The sequence below is a fragment of the Rhodococcus koreensis genome (assembly GCF_017068375.1).
GTDB lineage: Bacteria > Actinomycetota > Actinomycetes > Mycobacteriales > Mycobacteriaceae > Rhodococcus_F > Rhodococcus_F koreensis.
Window position 1 is genome coordinate 6,951,477 of record NZ_CP070609.1, and the last position, 21,438, is coordinate 6,972,914.

Annotated in this window: 15 protein-coding genes; 12 read left to right on the forward strand and 3 right to left on the reverse strand. The window is 67.6% G+C overall.

Annotation, left to right across the window (positions count from 1 at the left end; translation table 11 throughout):
* Positions 1-2 precede the first annotated feature (2 nt).
* The 10 genes from JWS14_RS31530 (at position 3) to JWS14_RS31575 (ending at position 15,519) form a co-directional block, all read left to right on the forward strand.
* A complete protein-coding gene (locus JWS14_RS31530) occupies positions 3-953 on the forward strand; it encodes a glycosyltransferase family 2 protein (protein WP_095861168.1) in 951 nt (316 codons plus the stop codon).
* Complete coding sequence (locus JWS14_RS31535; protein WP_095861167.1) at positions 950-2,260, forward strand: glycosyltransferase; 1,311 nt, start codon at positions 950-952, stop codon at positions 2,258-2,260. The genes JWS14_RS31530 and JWS14_RS31535 overlap by 4 nt, the downstream gene beginning before the upstream one ends.
* On the forward strand, positions 2,244-4,037 hold the full coding sequence (locus tag JWS14_RS31540) for a serine aminopeptidase domain-containing protein (RefSeq protein WP_072940920.1): 1,794 nt from the start codon (positions 2,244-2,246) through the stop codon (positions 4,035-4,037). Before JWS14_RS31535 ends, JWS14_RS31540 begins: the two co-directional genes overlap by 17 nt.
* Positions 4,038-4,039: 2 nt before the next feature.
* Positions 4,040-5,413, forward strand: coding sequence for a lipopolysaccharide biosynthesis protein (locus JWS14_RS31545; protein ID WP_095861166.1), 1,374 nt, complete (start codon positions 4,040-4,042; stop codon positions 5,411-5,413).
* Positions 5,400-6,641: a hypothetical protein gene (locus JWS14_RS31550; RefSeq protein WP_095861165.1), complete on the forward strand. Its 1,242-nt coding sequence runs from the start codon at positions 5,400-5,402 to the stop codon at positions 6,639-6,641. The genes JWS14_RS31545 and JWS14_RS31550 overlap by 14 nt, the downstream gene beginning before the upstream one ends.
* A 2-nt stretch (positions 6,642-6,643) precedes the next feature.
* Positions 6,644-7,315, forward strand: coding sequence for a DUF998 domain-containing protein (locus tag JWS14_RS31555; protein ID WP_072940912.1), 672 nt, complete (start codon positions 6,644-6,646; stop codon positions 7,313-7,315).
* A 31-nt stretch (positions 7,316-7,346) separates the two neighbouring features.
* Entirely contained in the window at positions 7,347-8,144 is a 798-nt protein-coding gene (locus tag JWS14_RS31560) for a glycoside hydrolase family 16 protein (RefSeq protein ID WP_072940910.1), read from the forward strand.
* Positions 8,137-10,245, forward strand: a complete 2,109-nt coding sequence (locus tag JWS14_RS31565; protein WP_095861164.1) for a hypothetical protein — start codon at positions 8,137-8,139, stop codon at positions 10,243-10,245. The genes JWS14_RS31560 and JWS14_RS31565 overlap by 8 nt, the downstream gene beginning before the upstream one ends.
* Positions 10,246-10,301: 56 nt before the next feature.
* Positions 10,302-11,141 carry a glycoside hydrolase family 16 protein gene (locus JWS14_RS31570; RefSeq protein WP_095861163.1) on the forward strand — a complete coding sequence of 280 codons (840 nt, stop codon included), beginning with the start codon at positions 10,302-10,304 and terminating at the stop codon, positions 11,139-11,141.
* A gap of 409 nt (positions 11,142-11,550) precedes the next feature.
* Positions 11,551-15,519, forward strand: coding sequence for a bifunctional diguanylate cyclase/phosphodiesterase (locus JWS14_RS31575; RefSeq protein ID WP_095861420.1), 3,969 nt, complete (start codon positions 11,551-11,553; stop codon positions 15,517-15,519).
* 18 nt (positions 15,520-15,537) lie between these two features.
* Here the strand turns inward: JWS14_RS31575 and efeB are convergent, their stop codons facing one another.
* The 3 genes from efeB to efeU are packed head-to-tail and all read right to left on the reverse strand — an operon-like array spanning position 15,538 to position 18,912.
* Positions 15,538-16,818 (reverse strand): iron uptake transporter deferrochelatase/peroxidase subunit, encoded by a 1,281-nt coding sequence (gene efeB, locus JWS14_RS31580; RefSeq protein WP_095861162.1) that lies wholly within the window; start codon positions 16,816-16,818, stop codon positions 15,538-15,540.
* A 2-nt stretch (positions 16,819-16,820) separates the two neighbouring features.
* Complete coding sequence (efeO, locus tag JWS14_RS31585; protein ID WP_095861161.1) at positions 16,821-17,960, reverse strand: iron uptake system protein EfeO; 1,140 nt, start codon at positions 17,958-17,960, stop codon at positions 16,821-16,823.
* Positions 17,961-17,976: 16 nt separating this feature from the next.
* Positions 17,977-18,912 carry an iron uptake transporter permease EfeU gene (efeU, locus tag JWS14_RS31590; protein ID WP_095861160.1) on the reverse strand — a complete coding sequence of 312 codons (936 nt, stop codon included), beginning with the start codon at positions 18,910-18,912 and terminating at the stop codon, positions 17,977-17,979.
* Between the two features lie 246 nt (positions 18,913-19,158).
* Between efeU and JWS14_RS31595 the strand changes: the two genes are divergently transcribed.
* Complete coding sequence (locus tag JWS14_RS31595; RefSeq protein ID WP_095861419.1) at positions 19,159-19,929, forward strand: lytic transglycosylase domain-containing protein; 771 nt, start codon at positions 19,159-19,161, stop codon at positions 19,927-19,929.
* A 198-nt stretch (positions 19,930-20,127) separates the two neighbouring features.
* Entirely contained in the window at positions 20,128-21,414 is a 1,287-nt protein-coding gene (gene eno / locus JWS14_RS31600) for a phosphopyruvate hydratase (protein ID WP_072940896.1), read from the forward strand.
* The last annotated feature ends 24 nt before the right edge of the window (positions 21,415-21,438 follow it).

Genomic DNA, 21,438 nt, shown 5'->3' on the forward strand with positions numbered 1-21,438 from the left:
CCATGACGGTGTCCACGCTCGTGTCCTGCTCCGTCGTCATCTGCGCCTACACCACCGAACGGTGGAGCGACCTGTGCGCGGCGGTCGACTCGGTCCTCGCCCAGAGTGTGCCGGTCCTCGAGGTTCTGCTGGTGATCGATCATTCGGAGGAGTTGTTCTCCCGTGCCGAACGGCACTTCGCAGCGGAACCTCGTGTGACCGTGCTACGCAATTCCGAGTCGAAGGGCCTGTCCGGCGCCCGCAATACCGGCGTCCGCGCGTCGAGGGGCGACATGATCGCGTTCCTCGACGACGATGCCCGCGCCGAGCCTGACTGGTATCGCGTGTCCGCCGCCCACTATTCCGATCCCGACGTGCTCGGTGTCGGCGGATTCGCCAGCCCGGCGTGGCCGGCCGACCGCCCCGTGTGGATGCCCGCCGAGTTCGACTGGGTGGTCGGCTGCAGCTACGTCGGCCAGCCGACGCGCATCGAACCGGTGCGGAACTTCATCGGCTGCAACATGTCTCTGCGGCGCACGGTCTTCGACACCGTCGACGGGTTCAGTGACGGAATCGGCAGGGTCGGGACGACGCCGGTCGGGTGCGAGGAGACCGAACTCTGCATCCGGATCCGAACTCACAAGCCCACCGCGCAATTGCTGTTCGACCCCGCGATGAGGGTGGTGCACCGCGTCAGTGACGACCGCACCACATTCCGCTACTTCCTCTCGCGCTGCTTCCACGAGGGCGTGTCGAAAGCACTGGTCTCCGATCTCGTCGGGGCCGGCGACGCGCTCAGCAGCGAACGGGCGTACACCGCACGTGTACTCCCACGAGCCGTCGTCGCGGGGATCGCGTCCCCTCGGCACGGCGGACTGTTCCGAGCGGGTGCCGTGGTCGCGGGGTTCACGGTGACCGCAGCCGGATACGTCCGAGGTCTCGTCGGTCTGCGATCGAAGCGGGTGACGGCATGACTGGAACACTCGATCGCCGGATCGACCTGGCGCCGGCTCTCGAGAGCGATCACCCGCCGACGTGGGACGGCGCCGTCTGGGTCGGCGAACTACGTGGACCTGTCCGGGAAGACACCGAATACCGGCTGGACCGAGCCGAGGGTTATCGGCGCGCCCGGCTGCTCGTGCGAGAAGATCGCACCCTGCTGGGATTCGTCGAGGTGGACATCGAGGACGGCAGGCTCGAGACCGCCGCACTGCGGCACGCACTGGACGGGCTCGTGCCGGTGGCGGTGGCCGACAGCGTCGTCGACACCGAAGCATCCGGCCCGTCCGTCACCGTCGTGGTGTGTACCCGCGACCGGGTCGACAGCCTGAAGGACGCCCTGCAATCGATCCTGTCGCTCGACCATCCCGGCTACGAGGTGATCGTGGTCGACAACGCATCCCGCACGGATGCCACCCAGCGGTATGTCGCCGAACTCGGTGACCCCCGCGTGCGCGTCGTGACCGAGCCCCGGCCCGGACTGTCCCGGGCGCGCAATGCGGGAGTCCGCGCGGCGAACACCGAGATCATCGCGTTCACCGACGACGACGTCGTGGTCGACCCGCACTGGCTCACCGAACTCGTGGCCGGCTTCGGTGCAGGGAACGCGGTGGCGTGCGTATGCGGGATCGTCCCGAGCGGTGAGATCCGCACACCCGCGCAGGCGTACTTCGATCAGCGGGTGGGGTGGGCAAGTTCCTGTGTCCCACGGCTGTTCGACCTCGCGCACCCGCCCGCCGACGTGCCGCTCTTCCCCTTCCAGGTCGGGATCTACGGCACCGGCGCGAATTTCGCCGTCGACCGGCAGGCCGTGTACGCGCTCGGCGGTTTCGACGAGGCACTCGGGGCGGGAGCCCCCACCGACGGCGGCGAAGACCTCGACATGTTCTTCCGCGTGCTGCACTCCGGGCGGCAACTGGCGTACCGACCCGGGGCGGTCGTGTGGCATCGGCACCGCGAGGACAACGAGGCGCTCGCCGTCCAGGCGCGCGGCTACGGACTCGGACTCGGCGCCTGGCTGGCCAAGATCGCCGTCCATCCACGCACCGCGTGGCTCGCGGTGCGTATCGCGGTGCGGCAGGCGCCCACGTTTCTCCGTCTGTCGCGGAAGATGTCCCACGTCGCCACGCCTCCGGACCGTCTCGCCGACCACCTTCCCGAGGGGATCGGGGCCACCGAGCTCCGGTCCATCGCACGCGGACCGTTCGCCTATCTGAAGGCCCGCGTCGAGGGCCGGGATCCGGCGCCGATGAGAGGGGTGACTCATGACGGCCCATCCTGATCTCGTAGGCACCGAGCCGCTCGGCGGCCGCGCCGACGGCACCCGGTTCGCCACCTGGTTCGGACCGGACGACGCACCGCTGTTCGCCGTCGTCGATCGTCCTGCCGACGGCCGCTGCCGCGGTGCCGTCGTCCTCTGCCCGCCGATCGGCAAGGAACAGGTCGACTCGTATCGCGGAATGGTGTATCTCGCCCAGCAATTACGCGCTCGAGGGCTGCTGGTGTTGCGGTTCGACTACCGCGGCACCGGCGACTCGTCCGGCGCCCAGGACGATTCCGACGCGGTCGCGGGGTGGCTCGACAGCATCCGGAGAGCGGTCGACTACGTGCGCAGCTCCGGCATCACGGACATCGGGTTGGTCGGCCTCCGGGTCGGCGCCCTGCTCGCCGCACAGGTCGCCGCGGTGTGCGGTCCGGTGCGGGCCGTGGCCTTGTGGGATCCTGTGGTTCGTGGCCGCGCCTACCTGCGCAAGCAGACCGCGCTCCACCAGATGGTGGTCGGTCCCGAGGACACGGACGATCCGCGAGTGACGCTCATCGGTGCGGTGCTCGCACCGGCCGCGGCGTCGGCCCTGTCGGCGATGTCTCTGCGTGCCGCGACCCCGCCGTCGGGCGCGAAGGTCCTGATGGCGGTGCGGGACAGTGAGGTCGATTCCGTCGCGACGCGTGAGGCCGTTGCCGCCTGGAACGCCGAGACCGTCACCGTCCACGACTACGAATCATTCCTCGAGCCGGCGGACTTCGTGGTCCGGCACCCGTTCGGCGACATCGACCGGATCGCGGCATGGATGTCCGCATCCTTCGGCGACCACCACACCGGTGCCGCACTCGATCTCCGCCCCACCGCCGTGGTGGATCGCACCGTCGACGGCAGGCAGGTCATCGAGACACTGGAGTTCGCGGGAGCGGCCGAACTCTTCACGATCCGTACGTCCGTCGCGGCCGAACAGGGTGCGACGCACAGCCCTGCGGGACCGACGGTGATCTTCCACGGAACCGCCAACGAGCACCGTGTGGGACCGGTCCGGCTGTGGGCCGAGACCGCGCGCGAGCTGGCGGCCCACGGGATCGTCAGCGTCCGCTTCGATCGTCGCGGCACCGGCGACACCGGTCTGGTGCAGCACGGCGAATGCACCACCATCTACACGGACGAATCCCGGGACGACGCCGTCGACATCATCTCCGTCAGCGGTGCGCCGCCCGGATCGGTTGTGCTCGCCGGGATGTGCTCGGGGGCATGGAATTCGAGCTACGCCGCCATCCGGCACCCCGTCCGGGCAGTGGTCCTGGTCAACATGGCGGACTGGACAATCACCCGGAAGGCGTTCGTGAAGCAGTCCACGATGGACGCCGACCGGAGGTCCCTGAAGGGGGCAGCGCTCGCGCTGCTCCACCGGCACGCGGCGACGGCGAAGAAATACCTGCGGGTGTGGTTGCCCTACCGCGGCTGGTTGTGGCTGGGCCGGGCCGGGCTGCTGCAGGTGCCGGAAGTCATGCTCGCTCCGCTTCACGAGCGCGGCGTGCACGCTACCGTCCTCCTCTCACCGGTCGATTACGCGGCGTTCGTCGAGAACCACGGCGAGCGCAGCCTTCGCCGGCTGCGGGGTGCCGGCTGGAACGGACGTCTGGTCACCTACCCGTCCGGTGACCACTCGCTGTACAGCACCGCCCTGCGCGACAGGGTTCTCCGGGACGTCCTCGCCACTGCGCTCGGTGAACTGACCGTGGGCCGTGTCGACGACGCCCGTGACGATTCCCGGTCGGCGTTGGTCGGGTAGTCATGGGATCCCTGACAGCGACGCAGTCGCAACTACGCGCCAGACACCGTGCCGAGCAGCCACCGCGCTCTGCGGGGCGGAATCTGCAGCTCAACTCGATGGCACTCATGCTGTCGAGTGTCGTCACCGGTGTCCTCGGCCTCGCCTTCTGGGGCGCGGCTGCGCGGTTGTTCCCCGCTGATCAGGTGGGCGTGGCGTCCGCTCTCATCTCGACGGCGATCATGCTGTCGACGCTCTCGAATCTCAGCCTCGGCTCGATGTTCGAGCGCTTCCTGCCGGTGGCGGGCCACCGCGCGGGACCGTTGCTGGTCAAGGGTTTCGCCGCCGTGGCCACGCTGGCCTTCGTGTCGGCTGTCGGGCTCATCGTCCTCGGTCCGCGGGACACGCTGTTCGAAAACAACTTGGAAATCGCGATCTATCCGGTGTTCGTCGTCGTCCTCGCGCTCTTCGCGCTGCAGGACCAGACCGTCTCCGGTCTGGGCGTGGCCCGCTGGGCGGCGTCGAAGAACGTCTTCCACGCGCTGGCCAAACTGCTGGCGGTCGTGGTGCTCGCGGCGTCCGGGTCGGCGCTCGCCATCGTCGCGTCCTGGGGGGTCACCGCGGCGGTCGCCGTTGTGGTTCTGCTGACGTCGATGGGGCTGCGCATCCGGTCCGACCCGCGATACCGGCAGGTACCCGCGCTGCCTTCCAACAAGGAACTCGGGGTGTACTTCGGTTCCTCGTACGGCATTTCGGCCCTGGGGGCCATTGCCCCGCTCGTCGTCCCGCTGATCGTTGTCACCCGGGTCGGCACCGCGGCGAACGCTTACTTCGCGGTGACGTGGTCGATCGTCAGCGCCCTCTACATCATGGTGAACCTCATGGTGGGCCCGTTCGTGGCCGAGGCCGCCGCGCATCCGGACAAGATCGTCAGCCTGTCCCGCCGGTTCGTCCGCACCATTGCCGTGATCGCGGTGGTGGGCGGATTCGGGCTGGCCTTCGTCGCGCCGCCCGCGCTCGGAGTCATCGGGGCGGAATACCGTGCGGAAGGAACGCCGCTGCTCCATCTCGCCGCGGTCTTCGTGCCCCTCGCCGTCATCGGCGCCGTCTACGACGGTCTCGCACGGGTGTACCGGCGGCTCACCCTCGCAGTCGTCACCCAGTGCCTGGCCACGGTGGTGATCATCGTCGGCAGCCTGGTCTTCAGCGCGTCGATCGGCGTCGCGGGGGTGGGCTGGGCGTATCTCGCCGCCGAAACACTGACCGCCGTGATCCTCGCCGGACCGCTCATCTCCTGGCTCCGCCGACTCCAGAACCGCGCCAAGTGGGAGCGGTGGCTGGCGAAGAAGAGCGCGAACCAGAAACCGATGTGGCAGGTGTCCGATGTCGACGGATAGAGCGAGTTCCCGCGACCTGATGCGCAGCGGCAGCCGGATGATCACCGCAATCGGTCCCGTCCGCCTGCCCCGCATCGGCGAGATCCGGGACACGCTGACCGTGCTCGCGCACGCCGGTGGACGTCACACTCCGATCGGGCTCGTCCCGACCACCGAGTCACGCCGGTGGGAGCACCGACCGCAGGACTTCCTCGGGAACGTCCAGCAATTGGGGCCGTGCACCCGGGAGGACGTGCCTCGGTTGCTGACCGGGCTGGCGCGCGCGGGTGCATCCGTGTACCCGCTGAACGTCGCGGTCGCGGGTGACTTTCTCCTCCTCGACATCTCGCACGGACTCGGTGACGGAAGGCTCGCACTGTCACTCGTCCGTGCTGTCGCCGGCGGACGCAGCGGGACGCCGGTCCCCGAATGGGCCCGGACACGCGACAGCGCACTGCCGCTCGCACGCGCCCTGACCCGGGCGTTCGCGTCGTCCCCCGCCCGTGTCGCTCAGCTCCTCGAATCCCGGCCCTCCACCGCACACGATTCCTGTCCCGTCGAGGTCGTACCCTGGGGCAGAGCGCCCACTGCGGTCGTCGCGTCCGCAGTGTCCGGAACCATCGCGGAACTCCGTCGTTGGCGGGATCGGTATCTGCCCGGGGCGTCGGTGTCGTCATTGCTGTTTGCGGCCGTCGCGCGGGCGATACGCAGTCGTGGCCTGAAGATCGAAGACAGGGTCGACGTCCTTTTCGACTGCCGCCGTTACCTTCCGGACGGTGCGACGGTGAACGGAAATTTCGCTGCCGGAGTGCGATTCGCACTGTCCGACCCCGGTGATGCCGCAGAGATGAGTGCGGCGATCGCGCAGGCCACCGCGTCGGGCAGGCCGCTCGCCTCGCTCGCACTCAGCATCGCCAAGTTCCGTAGGCGGGTGCGTGCCGGCACGGCGCACACCGCGGCCACCCACGTCGCGGCGACACCCCGGGCGAGACTCGTGTACTCCGACATGGGCGAGGCGGCGATGCTGGCCGATCTCGACTGGACCGACGAGCCCGGCCGGCGGATCGTCACCGCGCTGAGCGAACCGGCCGATCCGGCGTCGATCGTCTTCACCTCGGTGCGCCGCGGTCCCGAACTCGACGTGTCGGCGTCCCTGCACGACAACGTGTTCGACCCTGAACTCGTCCGCGACGCACTTGCGGACGCCCTGTGTGATCCACTGTCTCTCCTGTCTCGAAGGATTGTCTAGCCATGCCATCACACGTCCTGGAGACTTCGAAGCGAACTCCGCTGTACCTCACCGTCGCCGTGCTGCAGTTCTTCGTCGTCGAATTCCTCGTCGCCGGAACCTGGCGCGGTCACTACAGCTATTCCGCCAACTTCATCAGCGACCTCGGCGTCCCGTTCTGCGGCACCGACGGCACGGCGCCGTGTAGCAGGACGTCGCTGTTGATGGACGCGGCGTTCGTCATGGTCGGCGTCGCATATGTCGTCGGCGCCGTCCTCTGGTACCGCGTCGAGCGGGTGCTCCCGCTCGTTCCGGTGGTATTCCTCGTCGTAGCCGGAATCGGCGGAGTAGTGGTCGGTCTGGCGCCGTCGAACACGCACTGGGAGGTGCATTCGCTCGGTGCCACGCTGTTCCTCATCTTCGGCAGTCTCTTCACACTGACGACGGCGCTCACCGTATGGCCCCACAGGTCGGGTCCGGCAACGTACGTCGCCCTCGCGCTGGGGGTGATCGGTCTGGTGGGGTACTTCTGTTTCACCTACTCCTGGGACCTCGGTCTCGGCGTCGGTGGTATCGAACGGGTCGCGGCGTACTCGGCGATCCTCGGGTTCGTCGTGTGCGTCCACCTCGTGACACAGCTGCAGTCGGTTCGGCGTTCGGCTGACGTCCGGGTCGGAGACAAAGCCGGTGCATAGGCAGCTGAACCGTCCACGCAGGACCCGTGCAGTGTCGTCGGCTGCGGTGTTCCTCGCGCTCGCCTGCGTCGGCGCCACCGGGTGGTATGCGTCGAGCGATGTCGCGCAGGCATCCGGGAAGGGCGAGTCGGTGCTCATGTTCGACGATTTCGTCGGGGCCGCCGGAACCTCACCCGACTCCCGCTACTGGGGCCACGCGGTCGGGGGCGGAGGCTGGGGAAACGACGAGGCGCAGGTCTACACGGACGATCCCGCCAATTCCCGGCTCGACGGCGAGGGCAACCTCGTGATCGAAGCCCGCCGCGACGGATCGGGCTACACGTCAGCCAGGCTGGTCACCCTCGACCGCTTCGCCTTCCAGTACGGACGTGCCGAGGCCCGCATCAAGATGCCGAAGGGACAGGGCCTGCATCCGGCGTTCTGGTTGATGGGCACGGACGTCAACCGCGTGGGCTGGCCGCAGTCGGGAGAGATCGACGTGATCGAGACGATCAACGACGCGTCGTTCTATCACAGTGCGCTGCACGGCCCGTCCGCGGACGGCACACCCTGGTATCTGAACGTCGAAGGCAGCAACGACGTGTCGGACGGTTTTCACGACTACTGGGTGGAACGGTCGGCGGACCGGATCACGTTCGGCATCGACGACGGTGTGACGGGCGAGTTCTCGCGTGCGGATCTGGACCCGGGGCAGGAGTGGGTGTTCGACAAACCGTTCTCCCTGTTGCTGAACGTCGCCGTCGGCGGACGGTGGCCGGGTGACGTCGGAGCCGACACGACGTTTCCGGCGACGATGCTCGTCGATTGGGTGAAGGTGACCGATGAGTGATCTCCTCACTGCGGAGCGCGTGAACAGGACGGCTCCGGAGCTGTCCCGGTACTACGACGTCGCCGCGTTGGCGTCGGCGGTCGCGGGACTGACATCCCTTGCGCCGCTTCCGTCGCCGGTCAGCGCCGTACTCCTGACGGTGTTCGTACTGAGCGGCCCTGGTCTCGCGATCGTGACGTGGCTGCGGATACCGGTCGCCGCAGCCGTCGCGGCCGTCCCCGTCCTCGGGCTGTCCGTGGTGACCGCCGCCACCACCGTCCTGGCTTGGTTCTACCGCTGGCCCGCCATCGGTCTGCTGCTGGTGATGGTCCTGGCCGTCATCGCGTCCGCGCTGCGGCATCGGTGGCACGACACCGGCGCCGACTCGGTTCGCGCGGTCACCCTGCAGCAGGTGTGGTTTCGTCTGTCGCACTGGGGTCACGCCGCCCGCGTCAATCGACCCCTGATCCTCGTCGTCGTGGCCCTGGCTCTCTGGGGGGTGGTGCTCGCCGGGCTCGGCACCACCGGGTACTCACAGTTCGGCCTGTTGTTCGTCGGAAGCGGGCCCGGCCTGGTGGTGTGCGCGCTGATGATGCTCGGCGCGTTCGTCTGGGCGCTCCGCGCGGGGGCGGTCGGGACCGCGGCCACGGCCCTGCTCGGTGTGATCGTGGTGGAACGGCTCACCCCGACACTCGTCACCGACGTGCCCATCTACGGGTGGACGTACAAGCACCTCGGCGTGGTCGACTACATCCAGCAGTTCCAGACACTGCCGCCCAAGGGCGTCGACATCTACGGTGAGTGGCCGGGTTTCTTCACCGCATTCGCGTGGTTCGGTGACATCACGTCGGCAGACATGATGTCCATCGCCCACTGGTTCGCGCCGGTGATCCACGTGTTGCTGGCGGTCGTGATCGCCGCGATCGCCCGGCTCCTCGGGTTCGACATGCGGGTGGCACTGACAGCTGCGATGGTCGCGGAACTCGCCAACTGGGTGGGGCAGGACTACTTCTCGCCGCAGGCCATCGCACTCGTCATGGCGCTGGGTGTGGTGGCACTGCTCGTCGTGTCGACGGAGCACCGATCCGCGGCGTACCTGTCGATCCTCGTCTTCGCTGCGCTGGTACCCACCCACCAGCTGACCCCCTACTGGCTGTTCGGTGTGACGGCGGCCCTGGCAGTGACGCGGAAGATCCGACCGTGGTGGCTTCCCGTGCCCTACTTCGCGATCCTCGTCGCCTATCTCGTGCCGCGGCTGGACATCGTGGCACCGTACGGGCTGCTGTCCGGTTTCAACCCGGTCGACAACGCCGCCAGCAACGTGACCGCGGTCGGCACGTTGGGGAAGATCTTCACCTCTGCCGTGTGCCGTTCCCTGTCCGCGGGCATCATCCTGCTCGCCGTGGTCTGCGCGATCCTCCTCTGGCGCAGCAAACGTCCCGCCTGGGTCGCGACCGTCATGGCGTTCAGTTCGTTCGCCCTGCTGGCGGGTCAGAGCTACGGTGGTGAGGCGATCTTCCGGGTCTACCTCTATGCCGTCCCCGGCTGCGCGATCCTCATCGCACCGATTCTCGTGGACGCGCTCACGATCAGGTTCCGGTCCGGATTGCTCCGCGCAGTCGTCCCCGTCGGACTCGCGAGCGGACTGGCATACGTGACGTTTGCCGGCCTGCAAGGGTATTACGGGCTGTGGTCGCTGGTCGTCGGCTATCAGTCCCAGGTGACGTTCGCGGAGGACATCCTCGCGAACGAACAGCCACCGGCGACGATCATGTCCCTCTATCCCGCGGGTCTCCCCACTCGTGTCAGCGCCGACTACATCAAGTTCGCCGTCGTCGACAAGGATTTCGATCAACCCCTGCTGGCCTTGCCGCCGGCCTTGTTGGAGGGCTTCCCGCACGGCGGCCAGATCGAGATGCTCACCGCGGATGCGGCGGAACGCGAAGGCGACACGTATCTCGTGTTCAACACGCAGGGCACTGCCGCCATCCGCTACTACGGTTATCTACCGGACGGATCGGTCGACAACTTCGAGGACCAATTGCGTTCCAGCCCCGACTGGTCCGTGTCCGCGCAGGACGTCGACAGCACCATTTTCCGTTACACGGGGCCGCGGAGGTAACGGCTACCTGGCGTATTCGGTCACGAACGGTCGAGGCGGGCGCTTAGCATCGGCACATGCAGCGGATGCGCTCGGCCATGTTCGACATGGCGTTGACGTGCTCGGTGGCGCTGTGCGCGCTATCCCTCACCCCAGCTGTGGCCGTCGCCGTTCCCGTCGCCGGAGGCGCCCGGACCGCCTATCCCGGGTACACCGTGATCGGCAGCGACGAGTTCGACGGACCCGCAAATGCTGCACCCAGTCCACAGTTCTGGGGTTACGACCTCGGGGGCGGCGGGTGGGGCAACAACGAGAAACAGGTGTACACCGATTCCCGCCAGAATTCGCGACTCGACGGCAACGGTCGTCTCGTCGTCGAGGCGCGCAGAAACGGTGGCGGCTTCACCTCGGCTCGGCTCGTGACCCGTGGAAAATTCGACTTCACGTACGGCGTGATCGAGGCACGGATGCAGGTGCCGTCCGGCCCGGGGATCCATCCGGCGTTCTGGACACTGGGAAGCAATATCAACAGCGTCGGGTGGCCCGTCTGCGGAGAGATCGACATCCTCGAAGTGATCGGGGACGGTTCGCGATATCACGCGGGAGTACACGGCCCCACCGTCGGCGGCGGTCACTGGGAGCGCTCGACGGATGGCGCGATCGGCGCGAATCTCAGCGCAGGTTTCCACGACTATGCGCTGATCAAGGCACCCGGCCGCATCTCGGTGGGGATCGACGGGAACATCGTCGGTACTGTCACCACGGCGGATCTCCGACCCGAGGAACGCTGGGTGTTCGACGCCCCCGCGTACCTACTGCTGGATGTGGCCGTAGGCGGAAACTGGCCCGGCCCGGTCACGCCGTCCACACGCTTTCCCGCCACCATGCTGGTGGACTGGGTGAGGTTCTCCCAGTGACGTCAGGGACCGGCGAATTCGGCGTGTGAATAGAATCAACTTCATGGCCGTGTCGAACTCCGAGTGCCGCTGCGGCCACCCATTCGCCGCTCACGAGCATTACCGCAAGGGCACGTCCTGTGCGATGTGCGACTGTCCGAAGTTCCGGCGGCCGCTCCCACGATTGATCGGGAAACTCGTCGGCCGCTGACCGCGCACAGAATTCGGCCGCCCTCGCTGAGCGCTTCGTGTCCCTCCGACCCCGGGTGTCGCCTCTTGGTGCGCGACGGCATAACATACTTTAAGTATGTATAAGGCTGTATTACAGTATATAGATCGTGTAAATAGGGTCGTCTGGAAACTTTGAATCCGATAACGCAATGAACGAATGTATGCGCAGGTGCCTCAGACGGCAGTTCGGATGGTGGCGATGGAACATCGGACAGCCGAACGCATGGGGACGTCGTCGAATGTGAAGGCCGTCCTGTGGAGCGACGTGCTGTGGCTGGTCGCAGTGACGATTGCGGTGCCGGCGTTGCTGTTCGCGCTGGCTCGGTGGCAAGGGTGGGACCGGGCGTTCGCGGCCACGGTGGTCGTCGGCGTGGGCTTGCTGGTGTTCGCTCTCGTCGCGACCGGGTGTGCCGCGTGGGCGGCATGGAGAGGACGGGGCGGCCGCCGCCACAGTTGGCTGGCGCTGGCCGGTGGGCTCGCGGCCTGGTCGGTGGGCGAAGCCATCTGGTGCTACTACGAGGTGTGGCAGGGGCTCGATCAGATCCCGTTCCCCTCGCCGGCGGACGCGGCCTTCCTGCTGTTTCCGGTCGGCGCGGGCGCAGCGCTGCTGCTGTTCCCGGCGGGTGACGGCGGGCAATCCCGCACCCGGCTGATTCTGGACGGAATCATCGTGGCCGGTTCACTGTTCGTGGTGTCGTGGGTGAGCGTGCTGGGCAGCGTGTTCCGCGCGGGAAGCGACAGACCGGTCGCTCTCGTCTTGTCCCTCGCGTATCCCGTCGCGGACCTGGTGATCGCCACGATGGCGATAGTAGTGCTGGCCCGGGCCCGGTCCGGGCAACGTCTGACCCTGGGGTTGCTGTGCATCGGGATCGTCCTGATGGCGCTGTCCGCCAGCGCGTTCACGTACATGAGCGCGATGGGCAGCTATCACACCGGCAGTGTGATCGACCTGGGCTGGGTGGCGGCCTTCGCCGCATTCGGGCTGGCGGCGCTGTCGAGCACCCGCGAGCCGTCGCGCGAACCGGTTCCGCTGCAGATTCCGTCTCGGACCCGATTGTGGTTGCCGTACCTCCCGTTGCTGCTGGCTGCTGCGGTCGGCCTGCAGCGGGAGCTGCCCGGCCTGGGTTCCGGCCCGATTCCCGCTGTGATCATCGTCCTGGTGGTCGCCCTGCTCGCGCGGCAGTTCATCGTGCTGGCCGAGAACCGACGGCTCTTGCTCACCGTGGCCCGGCAAGCCTTTCGCGACCGGCTGACCGGATTGGCGAACCGGGCGTTGTTTCTCGACCGGCTCGACCAGGCCGTACAGCGCCGGCGCCGGGAACCGACACCGATCGTCGTGCTGTGTGTGGATCTCGACGATTTCAAGACCGTCAACGACAGCCTCGGCCACCCCGCCGGCGACGAGTTGTTGATCCGCGTCGCCGAACGACTCACCGGCTGCATGCGGAGCACCGACACCGTGGCCCGGCTCGGAGGTGACGAGTTCGCGGCACTGGTCGAAGGGAGCGTCGAGGATGCACTGTCTGCCGCGGATCGGGTACTCGAGGCTTTCACCCCGCCGTTCATCATCGACGGTGTCGTCCTTTCCATCCGCCCCAGCATCGGGCTCACCATCGCCACGTCCGAGGTCCCCGACGCGACGACCGAGAGCCTGCTCAAACAGGCCGACCTCGCGATGTATGCGGCCAAACGCTGCGGTGGCGGCTGCCTGCGCAGTTACATCCCCGACCGGGCCGACGCCGATGATTTCGAGGCGCTGGCCGACGTCGACCGCCCGACCCACCGCCCCGTCGTCGTCAGCCCCGGGGAGGCCGCACACACACCGCGGCACGCGCGTCCCCTGGCCGTATCGGGAAGCGACAGCGTGCCGGAGGCGACGATCGCACATCGCCTGCCACAGTCGATTCGGGCGAACTGGGTGTCGCCGTCCGACCCGTCGCGGTGTGGCGTCACGGTCAGGCTCGGAATTCTGCTGATCGGTGTGGTCCTGTTGGGGATCTCGATCGGGTCGGAGGATCAATCCGGTTGGGTGGTGCTGCACGAGGTGCTCTACGACGGACTGGCCCTGTCGGCCGCGCTTCTCGTCGCTGCTCGCGCATGGTGGGTACCGACCGAGAAGAGGGCGTGGGTGCTGGTCGCGCTGGGCATGACGAGCTGGGGTGTGGGCGCTGTACTGGCGACGTCGTGGGTGACTGGCGGCCTGTCGCCCTCGGTGGCCGATCCGCTGAAGTTGGCGTTCTACCCACTCGTGTATGCCGGGTTGGTGATGCTGCTGCGCACACGGGTGCGGCGGATACCGACCGAGATCTGGTTGGACGCGGTCACCGCAGGTCTGACGCTCGCGGCGCTGGCGGCTGCCCTCGCATTCGGGCCGATCGACTCGGTGGCCGACGGATCGCCCGCCACGGTGATCGTCGGGTTGGCCTATCCGGTGGGAGATGTGCTGCTGCTGACACTCGCAGTCGGGGCGCTCGCGATGCTGGGGTGGCGTGCCGAGCAGCGGTGGGTCCTATTGGTCGCGGGGTTCACGCTGTTCGCGGTGGCCGACACCGTGTACCTGTTCCGGAGTGCTGCCGGTCACGACGTGGACATATGGGTCGATGCACTCCCACACGTCGCCGTGATGCTCGTTGCCGTGGCAAGCTGGCGAGCCCCGGGTCGAGAAAAGTCGGGTCAGCTACCGGGACTGGGCATCTGGGTTCCCCCACTGGTGTGCACCGCCGCAGCAGTGGGGCTGCTGGTCGTCGACCACGATGCGCGACTGCCGAGGCTCGCGGTGCTGCTGGCAGCGCTCAGCCTGGTCGCGGTCGCGGCCCGATTCGCGGTGACGTTCCGGCAAGTCGTCGTGCTGGCCGACAGTCATCGCGAGGCGAGCATCGACGACCTCACGAACCTGGCCAACCGGCGGGCAATCGTGGCCGCGCTGACGGCCGCGTACGACGACCAGGCGGTACAGCCGGCCGGGTACCACAACCGTCCGGGTCCTGGTCTGCTGCTGATGGATGTGGTCCGCTTCAAGGAGATCAACGACTCGTTCGGACGCTACGTGGGCGATCAATTGCTGTGCCAGGTGGCGGACCGATTGTCGCGGTCGGTGCGACCGGGCGATCTGCCGGCACGCCTCGACGCAGACGCCTTCGCGGTCCTGCTGCCGGCGGGGACCGATCTCGCGGGCGCCAGGGCGCTGGCGGGTCGTCTCCTCGAGGCATTTCGCGAGCCGTTCGACCTCGATGAGGTCACGGTCCGTATCGAGGCGTGCATCGGGATCGCCCTCTGCCCGCAACACTGCACCAATCCCCAGGACCTGCTGCAATGCGCGGGAGTGGCGGTGTATCGCGCCAAGTGTTCCCGCCGCACGATCGCCGTGTACGACGCCACCGAGTACCAGCGCAGCATCGAGGAGCGGCAGACCGTCGAGGAGCTGCGCACGGCGATCACCGGTGGCGAGCTCACGTGCTACTACCAACCCAAGGTCAGCGCCTCCGACGGCCGAGTGCACGGCGTCGAGGCGCTCGTTCGGTGGGAGCACCCCCTCCGCGGCCTACTCCTGCCCGACGAGTTCCTGCCCCAGGCCGAACAGTCCGGACTGATGCGGCCGCTGACGACGAGGGTGCTCGAGCTTGCGCTGGGTCAGGCGCGGAGCTGGCTCGATCGCGGCATATCGCTCACCGTCGCAGTGAATCTGTCGGTCACCAATCTCCTCGACGTCGACCTGGTTGCCGAGATCAACCGACTCCTGGACGACCTTCGGTTACCCGCCGACACGCTGATCCTCGAGATCACCGAAAGCGTCCTGATGACCGACTACAAACGCGCCAGGAGGGTGGTCGAAGCGCTGCAGGGACTGGGAATCGGATTGTCGATCGACGACTACGGCACCGGCTGGTCTTCCCTGGCGTACCTGCAGGACCTGACCGTCGACGAGCTCAAACTCGACCGGGTCTTCGTCGCACGCCTCGCGAGCGACCCTCGGTCGGTCGCGATCGTGCGTTCGACGGTGGAACTCGCGCACAGCCTCGGTGCGTCGCTGGTCGCGGAAGGTGTCGAAGACGAGGACACCCTGCGCGCGCTGCGCCGGTACGGCTGCGACGTCACCCAGGGGCACTACCACGGTCGGCCGTTACCCCCCGACCAACTCGACCTTCGGTTGATCGGCGGGCACCGTTGACGCGAGGCGCCGTGCCGGCTACGTGAACAGACCCTGACCCCAGTGCTGGCCCTCGGCGAGTCCGGGCGGGCAGACGAAGAGTGCGGATCCGACGTGCTGGATGTACTCGTTCATCGCGTCGTTTCTCGACAGGTTGAGCTGCATCGGCACGAACTGTTCCTGCGGGTTGCGGCAGTAGGCGATGAAGAAGAGTCCGGCGTCGAGGTGGCCGAAACCGTCGGAGCCGTCGGTGAAGTTGTAACCGCGACGCAGGATCTGGATGCCGCCCAGTTCCTGCGCGGACGCCAGCCGCACGTGGGCGTCGACGTCGATCACCGGGTCGTGTCCCTTCTTGGAGTCGAGGTCGAGTTCGTCGAACTCGGCCTTGCCGCTCAGGGGAGCGCCGCTGCCCTTGGACCGCCCGATCACGCGTTCCTGCTCGCCGAGCACGGTGCGGTCCCACTGTTCGATGAGCATGCGGATCCGCCGCGCCACGAGGTACGTGCCGCCGCCCATCCACGGCTGGTCGTCGCCGGAGGCCACCCAGACGTTCTGGTCGACGACGTCGGTTTCCTCCGCCTTGATGTTGTTCGTTCCGTCCTTGAACCCGAACAGGTTCCGCGGGGTGTCCTGGGTGGTGGACGTGGACGACGTGCGGCCGAAGCCGAGCTGCGACCAGCGGACCGAGGCCGTCCCGAACGCGACGCGCGCCAGGTTGCGGATGGCGTGCACGGCCACCTGCGGGTCGTTGGCGCACGCCTGGATCGCGATGTCGCCGCCACTGCGCGCCGGATCCAGGTTGTCCGCTCGGAAGTGCGGAAGTTCTTCGAGCGCCGTGGGCTTCTTGGATGCGAACCCGAACCGGTCGTCGAACAGCGATGGTCCGAACCCGATGGTCAGCGTCAGCTGGGACGCCGCCAGGCCGAGCGCCTCCCCGGTGTCGCTGGGCGGAACGTACAGGCCGTCGCCGACGGCCCCGTCCGGGGTGGCCTCCTCGCCGGCGGTCATCCGCTCGGCCATCACGGTCCATTTCTTCAGCAGCGCCTCGAGTTCCTCCCGGGACTTCGTGGTGACGTCGAACGCCACGAAGTGCATCCGGTCCTGGGCGGGCGTCACGATGCCTGCCTGGTGTTCGCCCCGGAAGGCGACGACGTCGGCATGCGAGAACGGCGGTTCGGCGGCGGTGGCGCGCCCGACCAGTGCACCGGCGCCTGCCAGGGCGGCTCCCGCCCCGACGGCGCCGAACAGACGTCGTCGGGACATGCCCTTGCGCTCGTCCACCGTGGTGGTCGTCTCGGTCGGATCGGTCGGATCAGTCATGATTATGCGCCTGCTACTACGCCCTGAACCTGGCTGACCTCGGCCGACAGGGCGTCGATCTTGCGCGACAGTTCCTGGCGCTGTTGTTCGTTTACAGTGTCGTAGAAGACGAACCCGTCACCCTGGCGGTATTGAGCGAGGTCGGCATCGAGGTCCGCGAAACGCTGGGTGATGTTCGCGGCCAGTTCGGGATTGCGTTCTTCGATGATCGGCTGCAGTGCGGCGACCGCGGCCTGCGAGCCGTCGACGTTGGCCTGGAAGTCCCACAGGTCGGTGTGCGAGAAGATGTCTTCCTCACCGGTGATCTTCGACGTCGAGATCTCGTCGAGCAGCCCCTGCGCGTCGCCGGCGATCTTGGTGGGGTCGATCGCGTAGTCCTCCGCGTTCACCTGGTCGGCGAGGTACTGGACGTCGACGACGAGTTGGTCGGCGATCGCGTTGGTGTCGGGCTGGGGACCGGTCACCCACAGGTCCTTCTCCAGTCGGTGGAAGCCCGTCCATTCCTGCCCGGGCTCGAGGTCGGCCTCCCGCAGATCGAGCTTGGGATCGAGCTCACCGAAGCTCTCCGCCTCCGGCTCGATGCGCTCGTAGTAGGTGCGGGCGACGGGGAACAGTGCCTTGGCCTGATCGATGTTGCCGGCCTTGACTGCGTCGACGAACTGCTGCGTGGTGTCCTGCAGGGCGACGACCTGACTGCGGATGTAGCGGCGGTAGCCGTCGGCTGCCTCGGCAAGCTGCCCGCTCTCGTCGGAGGCGCTCATCGAGTCGCCGGTGACGGTGAATTCCTGCCGGATGCCGTTGCCGACCATGCCGGGCTTGCAGGCGAGCTGGTAGGTGCCTGCGTCGGGCAGCGACACGATGAGCTGGCGGGTGAGCCCGGGACCGATGTTCTCGACCTCACCCATCGCCCGGTCGCCCTCGGCGTACACGTAGAACTCGGTGACCTTGCTGCCGTTGTTCGTGACCTGGAACGTGCTGCTCCCGGTGGTCCCGGTGTCGGCGCTGACGTCGCAGGTTTCGTCGCTCGCGGTGACGGTGATGTCGTCGGTGTTCGCCGTCGACTTCTCGGTACAGCCTGCGAGGGCAAGCGGCAGCACGGCGACCGAGGCGAGGGCGAAGGTGGATCGGCGCATGGTCTTCATGGGCGGACGTTGCCTTTCACGAAACTGTTTCGTCGGGTGAGGGGGAGGCAGTGCGCTCGGGGGCCGCGGAGGCCGTCGGGGATGCGGAGGGCTCGGGTGCGCGTGTGGGCGCGGAGACGGGCCGGAGGAACAGGAACAGGACCACGACGACGTACACGACCCAGGCGACCGCCTGCAGGACGGTCGGGTCGGGCCGGAAGTTGAAGATGCCGGCGAGGACGGTGCCGTACCAGCTGGAGGCGTCGTATCCGCCGGAGATGTCGAACGCGAGTGCGGAACCGCCGGGCAGGACGCCACCGACCTGCAGGGCGTGGATGCCGTACCCGAGGATTCCGGCGGCGACGATGATCAGGAAGATGCCGGTGTACTTGAAGAATTTCGCGAAGTCGAGGCGGACGGCACCGATGTACAGCAGCACGGTGAGGACCGCGGCCGCGACGATGCCGAGCAGGAGGCCGACGAGAGGCCACGCACTGCCTGCGGTGTTCTCGGCGTACCCGACCATGAGGAGCGCGGTCTCGACACCTTCTCGGCCGACGGCGAAGAACGCGAGCGTGAGTACCGCGATCGGACCGGCGACCAGTGCCTTCTCCATGCCGGCCTTGAGGTCGTGGGAGATGGTCCGCGCGGCCTTCCGCATCCACAGCACCATCGTGGTGACGATCGCGACCGCGACGAGGGAGGCGACGCCGGCGATGATCTCGGCGGTCAGTCCGGTGACGGTGGATGTTCCGTAGTGGATGACGAGGAAGATCGCCGCCACCATCGCCACGGCGATGCCGACGCCGAGCCAGACCCATTTGAGTGCGTCCTTGCGTTCGGCTTTCACGAGGAACGCGGCGAGGATCATGACGACGATGCCCGCCTCGAGGCCCTCGCGCAGACCGATCAATCCACTGCCGAACAGCTGTGTGGCGATCGACGGCGCGGTCCCTGCGGCGAGAACTGACATGCACACTCCTGATCGAGGCGGGTCGAGCGCGAGCGATCAGCAAGGTTGGGTAGGCAACCTTGCAGTAGGCAAGGCGAACCTTAGCCCTGTGGAAAAACATACACCGGGTGAGCGCGTCCGAAGAACCCCTCACCTGCACTTTTACAACTCTTTACGTTAGGCGTGTTGCCGTGTCGTGACCCGTATTCGGTGTGGACGCCGTCTCGCCTGGCCGGGATCGACGAGTTCGGTGTGGATGATGGAGACGTGAACCGATATCCCGCGCGGCCGACACGTCGTTCCCGATGGCCCGGACCGCTGTTCGCTCTGCTCGCGGCGACGGTGGTCGTGGTTCTCGCCTACGGCGCGTGCTCGCGGGAGCAGCAACCGAGGATCGCCATACCGGAAGGCATCCCACCAGGTCCCGGTGCGGCGACCCCGCCGATCGACATCAACGCGCCGGGACGCTCCGCGGATCAACTGCACGAGTGGTCCGCCGGACTGGCCGACTCGATCGGCGTCGGAGGTACCGCGCTCGAGGCGTACGGCTACGCGTCGGCGGTGATGGCCGAGACGAAACCCGGATGCGGGATCGGGTGGACCACCCTCGCCGGAATCGCCAGCGTCGAGAGCAGGCACGGCACGCACGCCGGTTCGACGGTCGGGCCGACCGGACAGGTGACGCCCGAGATCCGGGGCATCCCGCTCGACGGCGGACCCGGCGTCGCCGAGATCCCCGACACCGACGGCGGGGTGATGGACGGCGACCCGGTGCACGACCGCGCCATGGGTCCCCTGCAGTTCATTCCCGAGACGTGGAAGAGGTGGGGTGTCGACGCGAACGGTGACGGCGTGGCCGACGCCGACAACATCGACGACTCGGCGTTGACCGCCGCCCGCTACCTGTGCGAGCGGGGCGGCGACCTCACCTCGCCGGAGGGCTGGCAGTCGGCTCTGATGGCCTACAACCTGTCGGGGGAGTACCTCACCCTGGTACGCGACCGGGCGTCCGCCTACTCCGTCGGGGTGCGCCCGTAACCCTTCCACCACCGCTTCGTGACCTGATCGCCGTCGTATCGAGAGAGGTGTCGCGCGGGCGGATCGCCGTCGGCGGGGCGCGCCATCCCGCGCCGGTTTCGGTGTGCCGTTACGCTGTGTCCTGGCACGATCTGGTGTCCTGGCACGATCGGACCGGTCGCTGCACAGTGCGAAGGCCAATATAAGGAGAATCAGCAAGTGTCCATCATTGAGCAGGTCGGAGCCCGTGAGATCCTCGATTCCCGTGGTAACCCCACGGTGGAGGTCGAGGTGCTGCTCGACGACGGAAGTTTCGCTCGCGCCGCGGTTCCGTCGGGTGCCTCGACCGGTGAGCACGAGGCCGTCGAACTGCGTGACGGTGGTGACCGGTACAACGGCAAGGGTGTCGAGAAGGCCGTCGAGGCCGTCCTGAGCGAGATCGCTCCGGCCATCATCGGGATCGACGCCACCGAGCAGCGAACCGTCGACCAGGCCCTGCTGGACGCCGACGGCACCCCCGACAAGTCGCGTCTGGGCGCCAACGCGCTCCTGGGTGCGTCCCTCGCGGTCGCCCGCGCGGCCGCCGAGTCGTCCGGTCTCGACCTTTTCCGTTACGTCGGAGGCCCCAACGCCCACGTCCTGCCCGTCCCGATGATGAACATCCTCAACGGTGGCGCGCACGCAGACACCGGTGTCGACGTCCAGGAGTTCATGGTCGCCCCGATCGGTGCCGCCACATTCAAGGAGTCCCTGCGCTGGGGCGCCGAGGTGTACCACGCCCTCAAGTCGGTGCTGAAGGAGAAGGGCCTGGCCACCGGTCTCGGTGACGAGGGCGGCTTCGCCCCCGACGTCGCGGGCACCAAGGAAGCCCTCGACCTGATCAGCGTCGCCATCGGCAAGACCGGTCTGGTGCTGGGCACCGACGTGGCGCTGGCACTCGACGTCGCCGCCACCGAGTTCTACACGGACGGCACCGGCTACAAGTTCGAGGGCAGCAACCGGACCGCGGACGAGATGGCGGCGTTCTACGCCGAACTGGTCGACGCGTACCCGATCGTATCCATCGAGGACCCGCTGGACGAGGACGACTGGGACGGCTGGGTCGCCCTCACCGATCAGATCGGCAACAAGGTCCAGCTCGTCGGTGACGACCTGTTCGTCACCAACCCGGAGCGTCTGGAAGAGGGCATCGTCAAGGGCGCCGCGAACGCGCTGCTGGTGAAGGTCAACCAGATCGGCACGCTGACCGAGACCCTCGACGCCGTCGACCTCGCGCACCGCAACGGCTACAAGACGATGATGAGCCACCGGTCCGGCGAGACCGAGGACACCACCATCGCCGACCTCGCGGTCGCCGTGGGCAGTGGTCAGATCAAGACCGGCGCCCCCGCACGCAGCGAGCGTGTCGCCAAGTACAACCAGCTGCTGCGCATCGAGGAGAACCTGGGCGACGCCGCCCGCTACGCCGGCGAGGTCGCCTTCCCGCGGTTCGCATTCGAAGGCTGACGTTCGACAGTCGAGTGAGGGGTG

Bases quoted from the DNA above. Each gene is read 5' to 3' on its own strand.
- efeU (WP_095861160.1), bottom strand. From the start codon at position 18,912: ATGTCAGTTCTCGCCGCAGGGACCGCGCCGTCGATCGCCACACAGCTG.
- JWS14_RS31550 (WP_095861165.1), top strand. From the start codon at position 5,400: ATGTCGACGGATAGAGCGAGTTCCCGCGACCTGATGCGCAGCGGCAGC.
- JWS14_RS31535 (WP_095861167.1), top strand. From the start codon at position 950: ATGACTGGAACACTCGATCGCCGGATCGACCTGGCGCCGGCTCTCGAG.
- JWS14_RS31555 (WP_072940912.1), top strand. From the start codon at position 6,644: ATGCCATCACACGTCCTGGAGACTTCGAAGCGAACTCCGCTGTACCTC.
- efeO (WP_095861161.1), bottom strand. From the start codon at position 17,960: ATGAAGACCATGCGCCGATCCACCTTCGCCCTCGCCTCGGTCGCCGTG.
- JWS14_RS31540 (WP_072940920.1), top strand. From the start codon at position 2,244: ATGACGGCCCATCCTGATCTCGTAGGCACCGAGCCGCTCGGCGGCCGC.
- JWS14_RS31570 (WP_095861163.1), top strand. From the start codon at position 10,302: ATGCAGCGGATGCGCTCGGCCATGTTCGACATGGCGTTGACGTGCTCG.
- efeB (WP_095861162.1), bottom strand. From the start codon at position 16,818: ATGACTGATCCGACCGATCCGACCGAGACGACCACCACGGTGGACGAG.
- JWS14_RS31565 (WP_095861164.1), top strand. From the start codon at position 8,137: ATGAGTGATCTCCTCACTGCGGAGCGCGTGAACAGGACGGCTCCGGAG.
- JWS14_RS31545 (WP_095861166.1), top strand. From the start codon at position 4,040: ATGGGATCCCTGACAGCGACGCAGTCGCAACTACGCGCCAGACACCGT.
- JWS14_RS31530 (WP_095861168.1), top strand. From the start codon at position 3: ATGACGGTGTCCACGCTCGTGTCCTGCTCCGTCGTCATCTGCGCCTAC.
- JWS14_RS31575 (WP_095861420.1), top strand. From the start codon at position 11,551: ATGGAACATCGGACAGCCGAACGCATGGGGACGTCGTCGAATGTGAAG.